The organism is Pseudomonas cimarronensis, assembly GCF_049331905.1.
In the GTDB taxonomy this organism is placed as follows: domain Bacteria; phylum Pseudomonadota; class Gammaproteobacteria; order Pseudomonadales; family Pseudomonadaceae; genus Aquipseudomonas.
Map to the genome: position 1 here is coordinate 3,284,709 of NZ_CP186283.1, position 13,346 is coordinate 3,298,054.

The following is a 13,346-nucleotide window of genomic DNA, read 5'->3' on the forward strand; positions in this document are numbered from 1 at the left end:
AGGCTCCCGGCTTATTGTTGTTGGCCCAGATCGGCGCCAGTAGGCGTAGCAGCATGAACGCCGCCCTGCCCTACCAGAATCAGATTGCCGTTTTCCATTGCTGCAACGCCTGCCAGCGAAAGCCGGTCGGCACGATTGGTCACATTGAAAGTGCGGCCGTTGTCGGTGCTCTTGAGTACGGTACCGCCATGCCCAACCACCACGATGGAGCCGTCGGCCAGACGATTACCGTCAGCCAGGCCGAACTCCAGAGGACCGTTGTTGGCTGTATTCAGGCTGATCGCCTGCCAGGTCGTACCGAAGTCTGCAGAACGGAACAGGTGCCCACGCAGACCATAAACCAGCAGCGCGCCGGCCTCATCGGTGCCGAGTGCGCCGAACAGCGAACCCTCGTAAGGGCCTTCCAGGGTTTCCCAGGTCCGCCCCCAATCCGCAGAACGGAACATTGCGCCCTGCTCGCCCACAATAAACAGGCCGGAGTCTTTGACTTCGACAATGGCGTTTAGGTGGTAGGCGTCTTCGTTGTCCATGCGGTCGCTGACATCTTCCCAGTTGGCACCGCCATCGGTGGTTTCCAACAAGGCACCGTAGGCACCTACGGCATAACCGTTGTTACGGTCCTTGAACCAGACATCCAGCAGGGGCGCTTCACGCTCAAGGTCTTCGAACTGCTTGACCCAGGTAGTACCACCATCAGTGCTGGCAAGAATCTGCGCATCGTGACCGACCGCCCAGCCATGGCTGTCATCGATAAAGAACACGGCAGTCAGCATCTGCTTAGTTGGCACCTTGGCCTGAACCCAGCTCGCACCGTTGTCATCGGAATAAAGGATATGCCCACGATCACCCACGGTGACCAGGCGTTTTCCCAGGCTGGCGACATCCAGCAACAAGGTATGTGAAGCTTTGGCAGAGGCCACCGAGTAATGGCTGCTGTCATCGCTGGCAGCCTGCAATGGTGCGCCGGTAAACATCAGCACAGACAGCACACTGCACAGCGAAAGCGCTTTAGCCAGTGGCGAGTGAACGCGGAACGCCGGAGTGCGGGACGACCCCACAACATGCCCGGCCTGGGTGCGCCGCATAACGGGCTCACTCATATACCTTCCCCCTTATTCTTATAGGTAGCACTACCCTTATAGCAGTCCACCTATCCTACTGAGCTTTCAAAAGGCCTGACAATCGGCGCGACGTTATGTTTTGTTAAACCAGACCGTCTACCCTGCCGTGTTCGACCCACAAATAACAAAAGGCCGCTACAACAGTAGCGGCCTTTTGCTCAACCTACACGCGAATTAGCGCGTGCCGCGACGGCGCAGAGCAGCTGGCTTGAAGTAGCCATCGTCTGGAACCGGCTGGCTGAAGTCGATGGTGCTCGGCTCTTCGTTGTCCAGGTTCTGTACGTGGTAACGACGGGCCTGCAGATCGTGGAAGGTATCCAGCGCAGACCAGGTGGTCGGCAGGTCGTAGTAGTTTTTCAGGTAGGCAATCGAAACGCGCCACAGCTCGCCACGACCGTCGTACTGATCAACCACTGCTGCTTGCCAGCTGTCCTCATCGAGGAACAGGGTACGCTTGGAATAGATGTGACGAGCGCCGGATTTCAGCGTGCCTTCAACGACCCATACGCGGTGCAGTTCGTTACGAGTCACAGCCGGGTTCAGGTGGCCCACTTGCAGCAGGTCCTTGTACTTGACGTCCGGGCTGGTGACTTTGTAGCTGTTGTAAGGAATGTAGATTTCCTTCTTGCCGATCAGCTTCCAGTCATAACGGTCTGGCGAACCGTTGATCATGTCAGTGTCGTCCGCAGTACGCAGGCCGTCAGCGGCAGCAATCGGGGTGTCATAGGCCAGGTTCGGCGCACGACGCACGCGGCGCTGGCCGGCGTTGTAGCCCCAAGCCTGACGCGGCTCTTTCACCTGATCCAGAGTCTCGTGCACCAGTACCGCACCACCGGCCAGACGCGCTGGGCTCTTGGTGAAGGACAGGTAGTAGAACATGATGTTGTTCAGGTCGGCTGCAGTCCCTTTCGGGTTGTAGAACTTGAACATGGCTTCCTGCTGCGAAGTCACCAGCGAGTAGCTGCCGTTACGCTGCACAGCCACTTCAGAAGCGCGACGTACGATGTAGGTACCGCGATAACGGGCGATGTGGTTCCACAGCGCTTCTACGCCATTTTGCGGAATCGGGAACGGGATGCCGCCGTAGGCGTCAGCAAAACCGTTACCGCCGTCCAGCAGCTTGGCCGTGGTGGCATTCTTGATGGTGTTGTCATACACCCATTGCGGCGCAGAACCGGAACGACGGGTCTGATAGACCGGCATCTGGTAGCTGTTCGGGTAGGTGTTGAACATGGCGATCTGACCCGGGGTCAGGTTGGCCTTGTACTGATCCAGGTTAGCTTTGGTGATGGTGAACAGCGGCTTGTCATCAGCAAACGGATCAACGTGGTGCTGGCCTGGAGTGGTGTAACCCGCCGGAGCCTTGGTGATACCACCGGTCCACTCCGGAATGGTGCCTGCCGCATTACCAGCTTTCTCGGCACCGAACGGGGTGAGGCTTGCGCCCAACTTGGCTGCTTCTGCAGGCGAAACTGCAGCCAGCGCGCTGCCAGCGGACAGCGCCAGCGCAATGGCGGCACCAATCAGCGTGTGCTTTTTCAGCATCTTGATTCTCCGTGATAAGTCATCAACCGAGTGCCCGCAGGCACTCGGTACTTTCTAGTTATGTTTAGAAGGAATACTTGACGTTCAGACCGATATTGTCGCGGTCACGGCTGCCATTGTTTTGACCCGCACCATAAAATTCGGTGTACTGGATCTCAGCTTCCAGGCTATTCAGATAGCTGGCACGCAGACCCAAAGTGTAAGCCTTACGACCTTCAATAAAGTTACCAGTCTGGTGCGAGTTACCTTCAAAGTCATGTTTATAGACAGCGAAAGGAGAGAGGTTTACGCCAGCATAAACATCGTTCCAGGTACCGGAAGCTACAAGGGTATAACCGTAAGCATTCTTGTTGATTTGATCATCGCGATCATAACCAGAGATATAGGAGCCGTTACCACGACCAGCATAATAGCGAGTACCATTACGCGATTGATATTGCAGATCACTGCCGCGAATATGCTCAGATGAAAGCTCGGCAACGCCAAACAATGAATCGAAGGTCATTACCGGGCCAAAATTGTAGATGGTACCCAGCGAGCTATTGAATGCCTCTACACGCTCATAGTTATGGACTTGATCATTCATGGTCACCATCTGACCACCAATATTAGCAACACCACCAGAGACAAGAGGCACGGCCTGGGTCAAAAGATCACCCAACAGGTCGTTGGTAGTAGCAATACCGATCGGCAAATTAGGACGGTAGGCCAGCTCACCAAAAACCGAAGCCTCACCAACAGTAGTGTTAAAACTCATACCGTACATACGGATATCTTCGGCGTATTCACGACGACCATTTACTTGACCAGCCAGGTCAACTGCGGCCATACCGCCAACTGCGTTATTAGTGGCCCCAACTAAGGCCGATTGGTACTGCTGAAGAATCGCCCCCTCCACAGCAGCACTGCCCAAGGTAGTACCATTTGCACCGGTATTAATAATGTTATTCAACGCTGCCGCACTAAATGCCGGGTTAACATTTTGCTGCACACCAGCAACTACACCTTGACGCACAAGCGGGTCGAGTTGCGCACCAGCAGCACCTGCAAGAGCAGCCAGGTCAAGGCCAGCGTAAGCACTATTTATATCAGCATAGATAGTTGGTTCTTTAGCGTGATAATTAACAAAGTAAAAACCAAATTCAGTTGAATTCAATTCTTCAGCAATATAGCGGAAAGAAACACCAAACTGACCGTCATTTTTGGCATTAAGGTCGCTACCAATAGTTGCCACTTTAATAGTGCCATCGGTAGTAAAGTAATCATTCCCTTGCAAGCCACCGACGCCAAAACCACTCAGACCTTGATAGAGGCCACGCACCGGGGCCAGAGCAGCCTGCTCACTGTACGCCGTGTTGCCGCCATCAGCAAAAAGGTCAGTTTCAGAGAAGAAAGTCCCTACGGGGTCGACAGCAGTTTCCTTCCAGTTCCACTGATAGAAGGCTTCCATGGACAGATTGTCGGTCAAACCAATATTGAAGCTGAAAGCCTCAACCGGAACCAACACTTCTTTAACTTCAGCACCAGGCAAGCGGAATTTTGCTGCATCTACCGGGTTCGTAGTATTGATACCACCACGGTAGAACAGCCCCTCACCCCAGTTAAATACCTGTTTGCCAATACGGGCAGTGACCGGCTTATCCATTACATCCCAGCTGCCATATAGATAAGCATCAAGAATTTGCGCATCACGTCCAGCTTTGTGGCGAGTAGCACGAGTAAAGCTGTCGTCTTTTGGATAATTCTGGCTTGGCTGGTAAGCCAGGCTGGTGTCGTAGTAATCGTTGCGTTTATCCATGATCTGCGTGTCATAGAACGCAGTGCCGCGTACGAAGGCGCCGTAGTTCTGATAGGTCACTTCAAGATCAGAAGTAATCTTGAATACTTCAGAAACCAAGCCGGTATCAAAACCACGGTTACCGTCGTTGGTGTTGATGTCGTTGTTGGTCTTGTCCTGACCCTGTACACGCCAGAGTTGGCCATAGGACACGGTGGTGTCGATGGAGCCGCTGATTTCATCGTCGGCAAAGCTGAATTCCACGGCTTGAGCGTGTGCTGCTACCAGCAGAGGAAGGAGGCCGACAAAAGCAAAACCTGCCTTGGCAGGTGCGAAACGCAATACGGGCTTACGGGACTTAATTTCCATCGAAACGTTACTCCGTGGACAGATCATCTTTTTTGTACCCCAACCACTGGGGCACGTTATGGCCGTACTGATGACGGCCTTAAATGTTGATTGGAAGGCAATCCCCCAACGCGTTTACACGCACCTCACTGTTTGGCATACGCCATGACGAGGTCAAATCGGCTTAACACGTGCAACCATAGTGCCAATTCAAACGAACGTATAAAAAATTCACCACCCACCGAAAGCCAACTATCCATCCACCTTGTGACTGATCATTCAGCAACCAGATAGCGGCATGCAGTGACGGATTTTTCCTTTTTTGTCCTACCATCTGGCGCGATCAGTCACTTTATCGCTGAACGCACGCGCAGATGTTTCAAACAAATTGGCCAAGGTCAAGCCAAGCAGCCCAATCAACATTGCGCAAACTTTACTTACACTTAATCAGGTAACACAAAAAGTGTTACCCGAATGATTCGGGTAACACTTTTACGAAAGAAAACAGCCGAATCAGCCGCCGGTAACCCTATGCCTTGCACATAGTTCGGCTGAATCGGCCTTTAGTGTTAGCAGTACTGTTCATAATACAACCAGAACACCTGCTAATGCTGCAAAGTAGGTGAAGGGCTCACCCAGACTGTTACTGCACAGTTATTAACCAACAAGGCTCTTGCTGACGACTTCATACACGTCGCTGGACAGCTCGCCCGAGTCCAGAATGCGCTGCAACTCGGCCTTCATCTGTACCTGACGAGTACTGCCGTATTTGGCCCAACGGGTCAGCGGTGCCAGCAGGCGCGAAGCAATCTGTGGGTTGAGGGCATTCAGGGTAATAACCTGATCCGCCAGGAAGCGGTAACCACTGCCATCGGCCTGGTGGAAACCCAGCAGGTTCTGCCCGGCAAATGCACCGATCAACGCACGCACCTTGTTCGGGTTTTTCAAGGTAAAGGCCGGGTGCTGCATCAGTTGCTCAACACGCTGCAGCGCGCCAGGCAAGGCGCAGGCAGCCTGTACGCTGAACCACTGATCCATGACCAGTGCATTGTCCTTGAAGAACTCGGCAAAACTGGCCAGCGCAGCTGCTTTCTCGCTCTCGAACGGGGAATTGACCAGCACAGCCAGAGCGGCCAGACGCTCGGTCATATTGTCGGCGTTCTCGAACTGTTCCAGGCAAGCCGCCAATACCTCGGCCTTGCCGCTGAGCATCAAGTAGGACAGCGCAATGTTCTGCAGGCTACGTCGGGCAAAGTGCTCGGCTTCTGCCACATAGGCGCTGGCAAGGGACACCTCGCGGTTACGTTGATAACGCTGCCACAGCAAGTCGAACAGCGCTTCCGCCAGTTGCTTGCGGGCAAATTCGCGGGCGGCGTGAATGGCTTCGACATCGGCCACAGCACTGATTTCTGTCAGGTAGGCCTCACCGGGCAACGAGAGCATCTCGGCGACCATGGCCTGATCCAGCGAATCATCCGCCAGTAGCGTGCGACAGGCCTTAACCAGGCGCTGATCCATCACCAGCGTCTCACCACGTTGATGCTGAGCAATCAGCTCTTGCAACACCTGCACCGACAATTGCTGCCCCGCTTCCCAGCGGTTAAAGCCATCACTGTCGTGCTGCATCAGGAACATCAGCTGATCACGGCTGTAGGGGAAGCTCAGCTTGATTGGTGCCGAGAAGCCCCGCAGCAAGGACGGCAGCGGCTTTTCCGCCAGATTGACAAAGGTGAAGGCCTGTTCGCCCTCCGTTACCTGCAGCACACGGGAAGTGCCCACTGCAGCGTCTTCATTGACCAATTGCAGCGGCAGTTCACGCCCTTGAGCATCGAGCAAAGCCAGCTCGACCGGGATAACAAACGGCTGTTTCTCAGCCTGCCCAGGCGTAGCCGGGCAGCTCTGGCGGAAGTGCAGGCGATAGCTGTTGGCCGCCGCGTCGTAGCTTTCACTGACATCCAGGCGCGGTGTGCCGGCCTGGCTGTACCAACGTTTGAACTGGGTCAGATCGATGCCATTGGCCTCTTCCATCGCGCGGATAAAGTCATCACAGGTCACGGCCTGTCCATCATGGCGCTCAAAGTACAGATCGCTACCTTTACGGAAGCCCTCGGCGCCGACCAGGGTGCGAATCATGCGCACCACTTCCGAACCTTTCTCGTACACCGTCAGGGTGTAGAAGTTGGAAATTTCCATAAAGGCATCCGGGCGCACCGGATGGGCCATCGGGCCGGCATCTTCGGCAAACTGGTGCGTGCGCAGGTAGGCCACGTCCTCGATGCGTTTGACCGTGCGCGAGTGCATATCGGCGCTGAACTCGGCATCGCGGAACACGGTGAAGCCTTCCTTGAGCGACAGCTGGAACCAGTCGCGACAGGTCACGCGGTTGCCCGACCAGTTGTGGAAGTATTCGTGCGCCACAACCGCTTCAACACGCTGATGCGCGGCATCGGTGGCGGTTTCAGCCTTGGCCAGCACGCAGCTGGAGTTGAAGATATTCAGGCCCTTGTTTTCCATGGCGCCCATGTTGAAGTCGTTGACCGCGACGATCATAAAGATGTCCAGGTCATACTCACGGCCATAGACCTCTTCATCCCACTTCATGGATTTCTTCAGACTGTCCATGGCGTGCTGGCATTTGTCGATATTTTCCGGCTCGACATAAATACGCAGCGCCACGTCGCGCTGGCTCATGGTGGTGAAGCTGTCTTCCACACACCAGAGATCACCGGCGACCAGTGCAAACAGGTAGGCCGGTTTCATAAACGGGTCTTCCCAGGTCGCCCAGTGACGCCCGCCCTCTTCATTGCCGCTGGCAATCGGGTTGCCGTTGGACAGCAACACTGGGTAGTCATGCTGCGCCGCGCTCAGGGTGGTGGTGAACTTGCTCATCACGTCCGGGCGGTCAAGGTAATAGGTGATTTTGCGGAAGCCCTCGGCCTCGCACTGGGTGCAAAACATGCCACTGGACTTGTACAGCCCTTCCAGCGCGGTGTTGCTTTCCGGGTGGATGCGCACGCTGCTGTCGATCACAAAACTGTTGCTGGTCGGCTGCAAGGTCAGATGGCTGTCACTGAGCTGGTAATCACCGGCACTCAGCTCGCGGTCATCCAGCGTCACACTCAATAGCTCAAGCTGCTGGCCGTCCAGTACCAGCGGTGGCAAACCAGCACCCGCCGCCGGATTACGACGCATCACCAGTTGCGCATGCACCAAAGTGTGGTCTTCGAACAACTCGAAGGTCAGGTGCGTTTCATCAATCAGATAATCCGGGGCCTGGTAGTCCTTGAGGTAGATCATCTTCGGCTGTTCGGTGCGCATGGCTTGTGGCCCTTTGTCTGCGGCGCGCGGGCGCCGGGTTCGCGAATAAGTAACTCAGGCGGCCAGTTCGTGTACGGCCAACTGGTAAGCGGTGTATTTGCGGATATTGATCACGCCGGTGTCGAACATCAGGTACTGGCCCTTAATGCCCAGCAAGGTGCCTTCGGCCAGCGGCTGCTTGTCCAGATTGAAGCTGGTGATCTTCGCCGGATAGGCGTCAATCGGGTAGGCAATCTGCACCACCGGCTGATCACTGAGCGGCTGAATGGCCTGGATGCCAAAGCGTTGCTGCAACTCAGTCAGGCCAGTACCGCATGTGGCAAACAGCTGCTCACGTACGACAGGCAGATCGACTGGCGCGGCGTCGCCCTTGAGCAGCGCACGCCAGTTGGTTTTATCCGCCACCTGGCTGCGCAGCAGGTCTTCGACAAAGCCGGACTGCTGACGGGTGGCGACGCGCAGAATCGGCAGCGCCTGGGTCGCGCCCTGGTCGATCCAGCGTGTGGGAATTTGCGTGGCGCGGGTGATGCCCACCTTGATGCCACTGGAGTTGGCCAGGTAGACCACATGATCGGTCATGCAGAACTGCTCACCCCAGCTCGGCTCGCGGCAAGTGCCGGCCTCATAGTGGCAACGTTCCGGGCTCATAATGCAGACGTCACACTGCGCCAGCTTCTGCATGCAGGGGTAGCAGTAACCCTGACTGAAACTGCTCTTGGTCTTGCGTCCACAGTGGGTGCAATGAATTGCCCCCAGGTATTCCAGACGCAGGGTCTTGCCGATCAGCGGGTTGACCGGCAACAGCTCATCGCCCAGGCGAAAGCTGTATTGCACCGGCGCATCCAACTGCGCCGCCATTTTGCTCAGGGCACCACGGGCCAACTCGCTCATAGGGTCTGCTCTCGTTTCGTTCGCGAGCCGCGTTGCTGCGACAAATGGCGCCAGGCCAGGCGCGGAGCGCAGGTAATGGTCGCTCCCTTGCCAAGCTCCGCAACGCAGCATGGCGCCATTTGCCGCGCAACCCGAAGGGCCGGGCCAGTTTTTGCGCGGTACTGCGTTATTCGTCGTTCATTTGGAATAACCAAACCTCTCTCCTCATGCCTTGTCCCGCGCAAAAACTGGCTCCGGCGCGGCCGTGAACGAAACGGGAGCAGACCCTAGTGCAGGGTATCCGAGGACTTGAACAACAGATTGGGGATCGGCTCGGACTTGGAGCTGCATTCCTGCGGCCCCATGTAACCAATGCGCTCTTCTTCCGGCAGGTTCTGGATTTCCCAGGCAATCAAGGCCTGCAACGTCAGCTCTTTCTGCTCCTGGGTCAGCTTGCGGCCATCCGGCCATTTACCGATTTCCACGGCCAGTTTGAGGTTCTGATAAATCTCAGGGGTGATGTTTTCAATCGCTTCGAGAAAGGACGACATACGCGCCTCCAAATGCAAAGTGGCAGTTTACCAGCCTGAACAACAACTAACTGTTTCGCCGACGCGCCAGTGCACCACCGAGCAGCCCGGTCAGGCACCCGGCGAGCAGGCCGCCAACATGCGCAGCGTTGGCAATTGCGCCGAATTGCAGCAGCTCGAAGATGCCGGTCATACAAATCAACAGCCAGGCCAGCATCATCACCAATACTCCTGGCGGCAAACGGTATGCCGGGGTTGGTGCCAGGCGCTGGAAGATCCAGCAATGCCCGAGCAGGCCATACAGCACCCCGGACAGGCCACCAAACAGTGAGGGACCGGCGTGCAGGTATTGGGCGAAATTGGCCGCGAGGCTGAAGAGCAGGGTCAGGCCCAACAGCATTACGGCCCCCTGACTCGCCTCGATCCGCCGACCCAGCTCCCAGTACCACAGGGTGTTCATCGCCAGATGAAGGATGCCGAAGTGAATCAGCATCGGCGTCAGCAGCCGCCACCATTGGCCGCTGGCCAGTGTGTCGTTCAGATAGCTGAAGTAGATGTAATCGCCCTGCACGCGGTAGTCGACAAAGCTGAGCCAGCTGACCGTCGCCAGGTTATCGCCGAGCAAGGTGATAGCGGCTGCAATAAAGGTCAGCAACAGTACAGCAGCCGTCATGCGACTGGCTTTCAGCTGCTGGACAAAGCCCGGAGCGGCCTCTGCGAAAGCCGGTGACGGCTCAAGCACCACCCCGGCATCGCCCTGCGGGTAGCGCCCATAGAGTTCGCGCACTTGTTCGGCCAGTTGCTCGCCAGGCACCCAGAGCACTTGCTCGCCCGTTTCCTCCGCAACCCGGTGCGGCACCTGCAAACGCTGCAACAAGCTAATAAAGCCCGTCAGATCAACATGCTCAGGCAAACGCATTGCCTCGACAGCAGTCATGGCCGCGCCTCCGGGCTGTCGACATCAACCCAGACAAACTTGCTGGCATCCAGACGCGTTTCCTGGTCGAGTCGATACGCCACCAACTTGCCGTTGAGCACGGCGCTGTAATCCAGGCAGGCCAGGTTGCTGCGAATCGGTGCAGGTTTACCGCTGCGCCAGTAGTGGCCGACAAACAGCAAGGGCTGATCGGCGCCGTATTTGAGCAGCTCGGTTTTCTGCATCTCGCTGAGCGGCATCTGAGCTGCCAGTTCCGGTAGGGCATCAGGCTGAAAGACGATGTCGCCATAAGTCTGCGGATCTTCTTCCCAGAACTTGGTGCGAAAGTGCGCGCGGGTAAAACCGTCATCGCTGGTCAGGGTCATGCCGTGCGGCAGGCGCATATCAGTGCCACGCAGCAGGCGATCCAGCGCGGTATTGGCAAAGCTGCCATGCACAGCCGCGGCCTGGAGAAAATGCTCATCGATACAGCCATCGGCAAATTGCGCACGCAGCGGCTCGATCAGGCTGTCATCCCAGCAGGCGTGCACCACGCGGAAACGCCCGGCATCGATAAACAGCGGCAACTCGTAGAACCAGTCAAGAAACGCCTGCCACTCCGCCGGATAGGCATCGAATTGCTCCAGGGTTTCCTTGATCAGCCGCGCATGCCGTGGCGTGTGCTCACGGACAAACTGTCGACCGCTGCCCGGTGCCGCCGGAGTGCTCCAGCCCAGGGCATTGAACTCGTGATTGCCCATGATGCACAGCGCTTGCCCGGCGTTGACCATGTCACGCACCAGGTGCAGCGTCTCGCGAATCCGCGGGCCGCGATCAACCAGATCACCGAGAAAAATCACCATACGCTGCGGATGCCGCCAAACACCGGCCTGTAACCGGTAACCCAGCGTGCTCAGCAGGCGCTCCAGCGTTTTCGCGCAGCCGTGGACATCACCGATCAGGTCGTAACCACGGGCGGGATCGAGGCGCATCAATCCCCTCCTCCAAGCCGGCTGCCCCAGCCGAGTTTGGTCCGGCAGACCTCGTAATAATTGTGATCCAGCGGGTGAATCAAGCGCAGCTTCTGCGGCCGCTTGGCCACCGTGATGGTGTCGCCCGGCGCACAGGTGAAGTGGTTCTGCCCGTCACAGGAAACCAGCGGATAAATCTGCAAGTCCTTGGAAACCACAACTTTCAACTCGCTGTTGGCATCCACCACGATTGGCCGGCTGGACAGCGTATGCGGGTACATCGGCACGATGACGATGGCGTCCAGCTTGGGGTGCATGATCGGCCCACCCGCCGACAGCGCATAGGCCGTGGAACCCGTCGGCGTGGCGATAATCAGGCCGTCAGCCTTCTGGCTGCAGACGAACTGACCATCGATGTACAGCTCAAACTCGATCATCTTGGTGGATTTGCCCGGGTGCAACACCACATCATTGAGTGCATCGCCCTGGCCGATGGCCTCGCCGTTGCGCCTCACCTCGGCTTCCAGCAGAAAGCGGTTCTCGGTCAGGTACTGGCCTTCCAGCACCTGCGCAACCTTGACCTCCAGCTCATCGGGGCGAATATCAGTGAGAAAGCCCAGACTGCCGCGGTTGATCCCCAGCACTGGCACCTTATGCCGCGCCAGAGCGCGGGCAGCGCCGAGCATGCTGCCGTCGCCACCGACGACGATCACCAGATCACAGACTTCACCGAGAATTTTGCGCGACGAGGTCTGCAAACCGTGACCCGGTAGCACTTCAGCGATGGTGTCTTCGAGGATCACATGCAGATGACGAGCGAGCAGAAATTTCTTCAGCCGGCGAATGGTGTCGAGAACCTGGGTACTGCCCAGTCGACCGATGATGCCGATATTACGAAATTGCTCCATGGTGCTCCCGCCAGGCTCTGGATCTAGAGGTCCAGATTATGGGCGAAAGCCCATGGCAGCGGCAAACCGCCGGCTAGCTCTGCGCTATGCTCGGCACATGACGCCCTTTCCTTCACTCACCGACCTGCCCTCGCAACTGCGCCAACCCGCCGTGCGCGACCTGGCCTGGGCGCTGCTTTCACCGCCCTTGCTGGCGCAGACTGCCTGGCCACAGCGTTACCCGCTTAAAGCCAGTAGCTGGAGCCAACAACCGGGTGTGCTGGCTGACTGGTTACTGAGCCTGGATACCGACAGCCAACCCCTGCAGCAATGGTTGAGTAAAAGCTCGGTGCGACGTTTGGGGTTGTACTACGAACGTCTCTGGCAGTTCGCTCTGCATGCCGCGCCGGGTATCGAGGTGTTGGCGGCCAACCTGCCCATCCGCCAGCAAGGTCACACCCTGGGTGAACTGGATATGCTGCTGCGTGATGAGGAAGGCGTGCACCACCTCGAACTGGCGATCAAGCTCTATCTAGGACAACAGCAGGCCAGCGGGAATGATCTGTCGGACTGGCTCGGCCCGGGCAGTCACGACCGCCTGGACCTCAAACTGGCGCACCTGGGCCAGCATCAGTTGCCACTATCAGCCCGCCCCGAAGCCCAGCAGCGGCTGGCGGAACTGAATATCCAACGCCCCCAGGCAGCGTTGTGGCTTGGCGGTTACCTGTTCTCACCCTGGCAGCAGCCCTACACCACACCCCTGGCTGGCAATACCGCGCACCTGCGTGGGCGCTGGTTGCATCGAGCCGACTGGGTACACTTTGCCACACAGCACGACGGCCATTGGCAGCCATTGGAGCGGCATGCCTGGCTGGCGCCCGCACGTATCGAAGAAGCACAACGATGGTCGCGCGAAGCGTTCACGCAATGGTTGGCGACACTGCCCGCAGACGCCAACGCGCAGCTACTCGTTCGTCTGGTAGAAAACCCGCAGCACGGTTGGCAGGAGGCTGAACGGGTGTTTCTGATCAATGACCATTGGCCGACGCAGCCGGCCAGCTAG

The 13,346-nt window shown here is 57.2% G+C and carries 10 protein-coding genes; 1 reads left to right on the forward strand and 9 read right to left on the reverse strand.

Going from position 1 to position 13,346, the window contains the following annotated elements:
• Positions 1-11: 11 nt before the first annotated feature.
• The 9 genes from ACOCLD_RS15290 to ACOCLD_RS15330 all read right to left on the reverse strand — a co-directional run bounded on the left by ACOCLD_RS15290 (position 12) and on the right by ACOCLD_RS15330 (position 12,304).
• A complete protein-coding gene (locus ACOCLD_RS15290) occupies positions 12-1,100 on the reverse strand; it encodes a WD40/YVTN/BNR-like repeat-containing protein (protein WP_422909775.1) in 1,089 nt (362 codons plus the stop codon).
• A gap of 195 nt (positions 1,101-1,295) precedes the next feature.
• Positions 1,296-2,666, reverse strand: a complete 1,371-nt coding sequence (locus ACOCLD_RS15295) for a DUF1329 domain-containing protein (RefSeq protein WP_233686083.1) — start codon at positions 2,664-2,666, stop codon at positions 1,296-1,298.
• A 64-nt stretch (positions 2,667-2,730) separates the two neighbouring features.
• The gene (locus ACOCLD_RS15300; protein ID WP_422909776.1) at positions 2,731-4,812 is read right to left on the reverse strand and encodes a DUF1302 domain-containing protein; all 2,082 of its coding nucleotides are present in this window, start codon (positions 4,810-4,812) and stop codon (positions 2,731-2,733) included.
• 636 nt (positions 4,813-5,448) lie between these two features.
• On the reverse strand, positions 5,449-8,109 hold the full coding sequence (pepN, locus tag ACOCLD_RS15305; RefSeq protein ID WP_422909777.1) for an aminopeptidase N: 2,661 nt from the start codon (positions 8,107-8,109) through the stop codon (positions 5,449-5,451).
• A gap of 54 nt (positions 8,110-8,163) precedes the next feature.
• Positions 8,164-9,000, reverse strand: coding sequence for a DUF2797 domain-containing protein (locus ACOCLD_RS15310; RefSeq protein ID WP_422909778.1), 837 nt, complete (start codon positions 8,998-9,000; stop codon positions 8,164-8,166).
• Between the two features lie 266 nt (positions 9,001-9,266).
• Positions 9,267-9,530 (reverse strand): YeaC family protein, encoded by a 264-nt coding sequence (locus ACOCLD_RS15315; RefSeq protein WP_233686087.1) that lies wholly within the window; start codon positions 9,528-9,530, stop codon positions 9,267-9,269.
• Positions 9,531-9,576: 46 nt separating this feature from the next.
• Entirely contained in the window at positions 9,577-10,446 is an 870-nt protein-coding gene (locus ACOCLD_RS15320) for a rhomboid family intramembrane serine protease (RefSeq protein ID WP_422909779.1), read from the reverse strand.
• Positions 10,443-11,417 (reverse strand): metallophosphoesterase, encoded by a 975-nt coding sequence (locus ACOCLD_RS15325; RefSeq protein ID WP_422909780.1) that lies wholly within the window; start codon positions 11,415-11,417, stop codon positions 10,443-10,445. The genes ACOCLD_RS15320 and ACOCLD_RS15325 overlap by 4 nt, the downstream gene beginning before the upstream one ends.
• The gene (locus tag ACOCLD_RS15330; RefSeq protein WP_257779639.1) at positions 11,417-12,304 is read right to left on the reverse strand and encodes an NAD(+) kinase; all 888 of its coding nucleotides are present in this window, start codon (positions 12,302-12,304) and stop codon (positions 11,417-11,419) included. Before ACOCLD_RS15330 ends, ACOCLD_RS15325 begins: the two co-directional genes overlap by 1 nt.
• A gap of 97 nt (positions 12,305-12,401) precedes the next feature.
• Here ACOCLD_RS15330 and ACOCLD_RS15335 point away from each other — a divergent pair, with 97 nt between their 5' ends.
• On the forward strand, positions 12,402-13,346 hold the full coding sequence (locus ACOCLD_RS15335; RefSeq protein WP_422909781.1) for a DUF1853 family protein: 945 nt from the start codon (positions 12,402-12,404) through the stop codon (positions 13,344-13,346).

Excerpts from the sequence above, each read along its gene's own strand:
- ACOCLD_RS15290 (WP_422909775.1), bottom strand. The coding sequence starts at position 1,100 with ATGAGTGAGCCCGTTATGCGGCGCACCCAGGCCGGGCATGTTGTGGGG.
- ACOCLD_RS15295 (WP_233686083.1), bottom strand. The coding sequence starts at position 2,666 with ATGCTGAAAAAGCACACGCTGATTGGTGCCGCCATTGCGCTGGCGCTG.
- ACOCLD_RS15300 (WP_422909776.1), bottom strand. The coding sequence starts at position 4,812 with ATGGAAATTAAGTCCCGTAAGCCCGTATTGCGTTTCGCACCTGCCAAG.
- pepN (WP_422909777.1), bottom strand. The coding sequence starts at position 8,109 with ATGCGCACCGAACAGCCGAAGATGATCTACCTCAAGGACTACCAGGCC.
- ACOCLD_RS15310 (WP_422909778.1), bottom strand. The coding sequence starts at position 9,000 with ATGAGCGAGTTGGCCCGTGGTGCCCTGAGCAAAATGGCGGCGCAGTTG.
- ACOCLD_RS15315 (WP_233686087.1), bottom strand. The coding sequence starts at position 9,530 with ATGTCGTCCTTTCTCGAAGCGATTGAAAACATCACCCCTGAGATTTAT.
- ACOCLD_RS15320 (WP_422909779.1), bottom strand. The coding sequence starts at position 10,446 with ATGACTGCTGTCGAGGCAATGCGTTTGCCTGAGCATGTTGATCTGACG.
- ACOCLD_RS15325 (WP_422909780.1), bottom strand. The coding sequence starts at position 11,417 with ATGCGCCTCGATCCCGCCCGTGGTTACGACCTGATCGGTGATGTCCAC.
- ACOCLD_RS15330 (WP_257779639.1), bottom strand. The coding sequence starts at position 12,304 with ATGGAGCAATTTCGTAATATCGGCATCATCGGTCGACTGGGCAGTACC.
- ACOCLD_RS15335 (WP_422909781.1), top strand. The coding sequence starts at position 12,402 with ATGACGCCCTTTCCTTCACTCACCGACCTGCCCTCGCAACTGCGCCAA.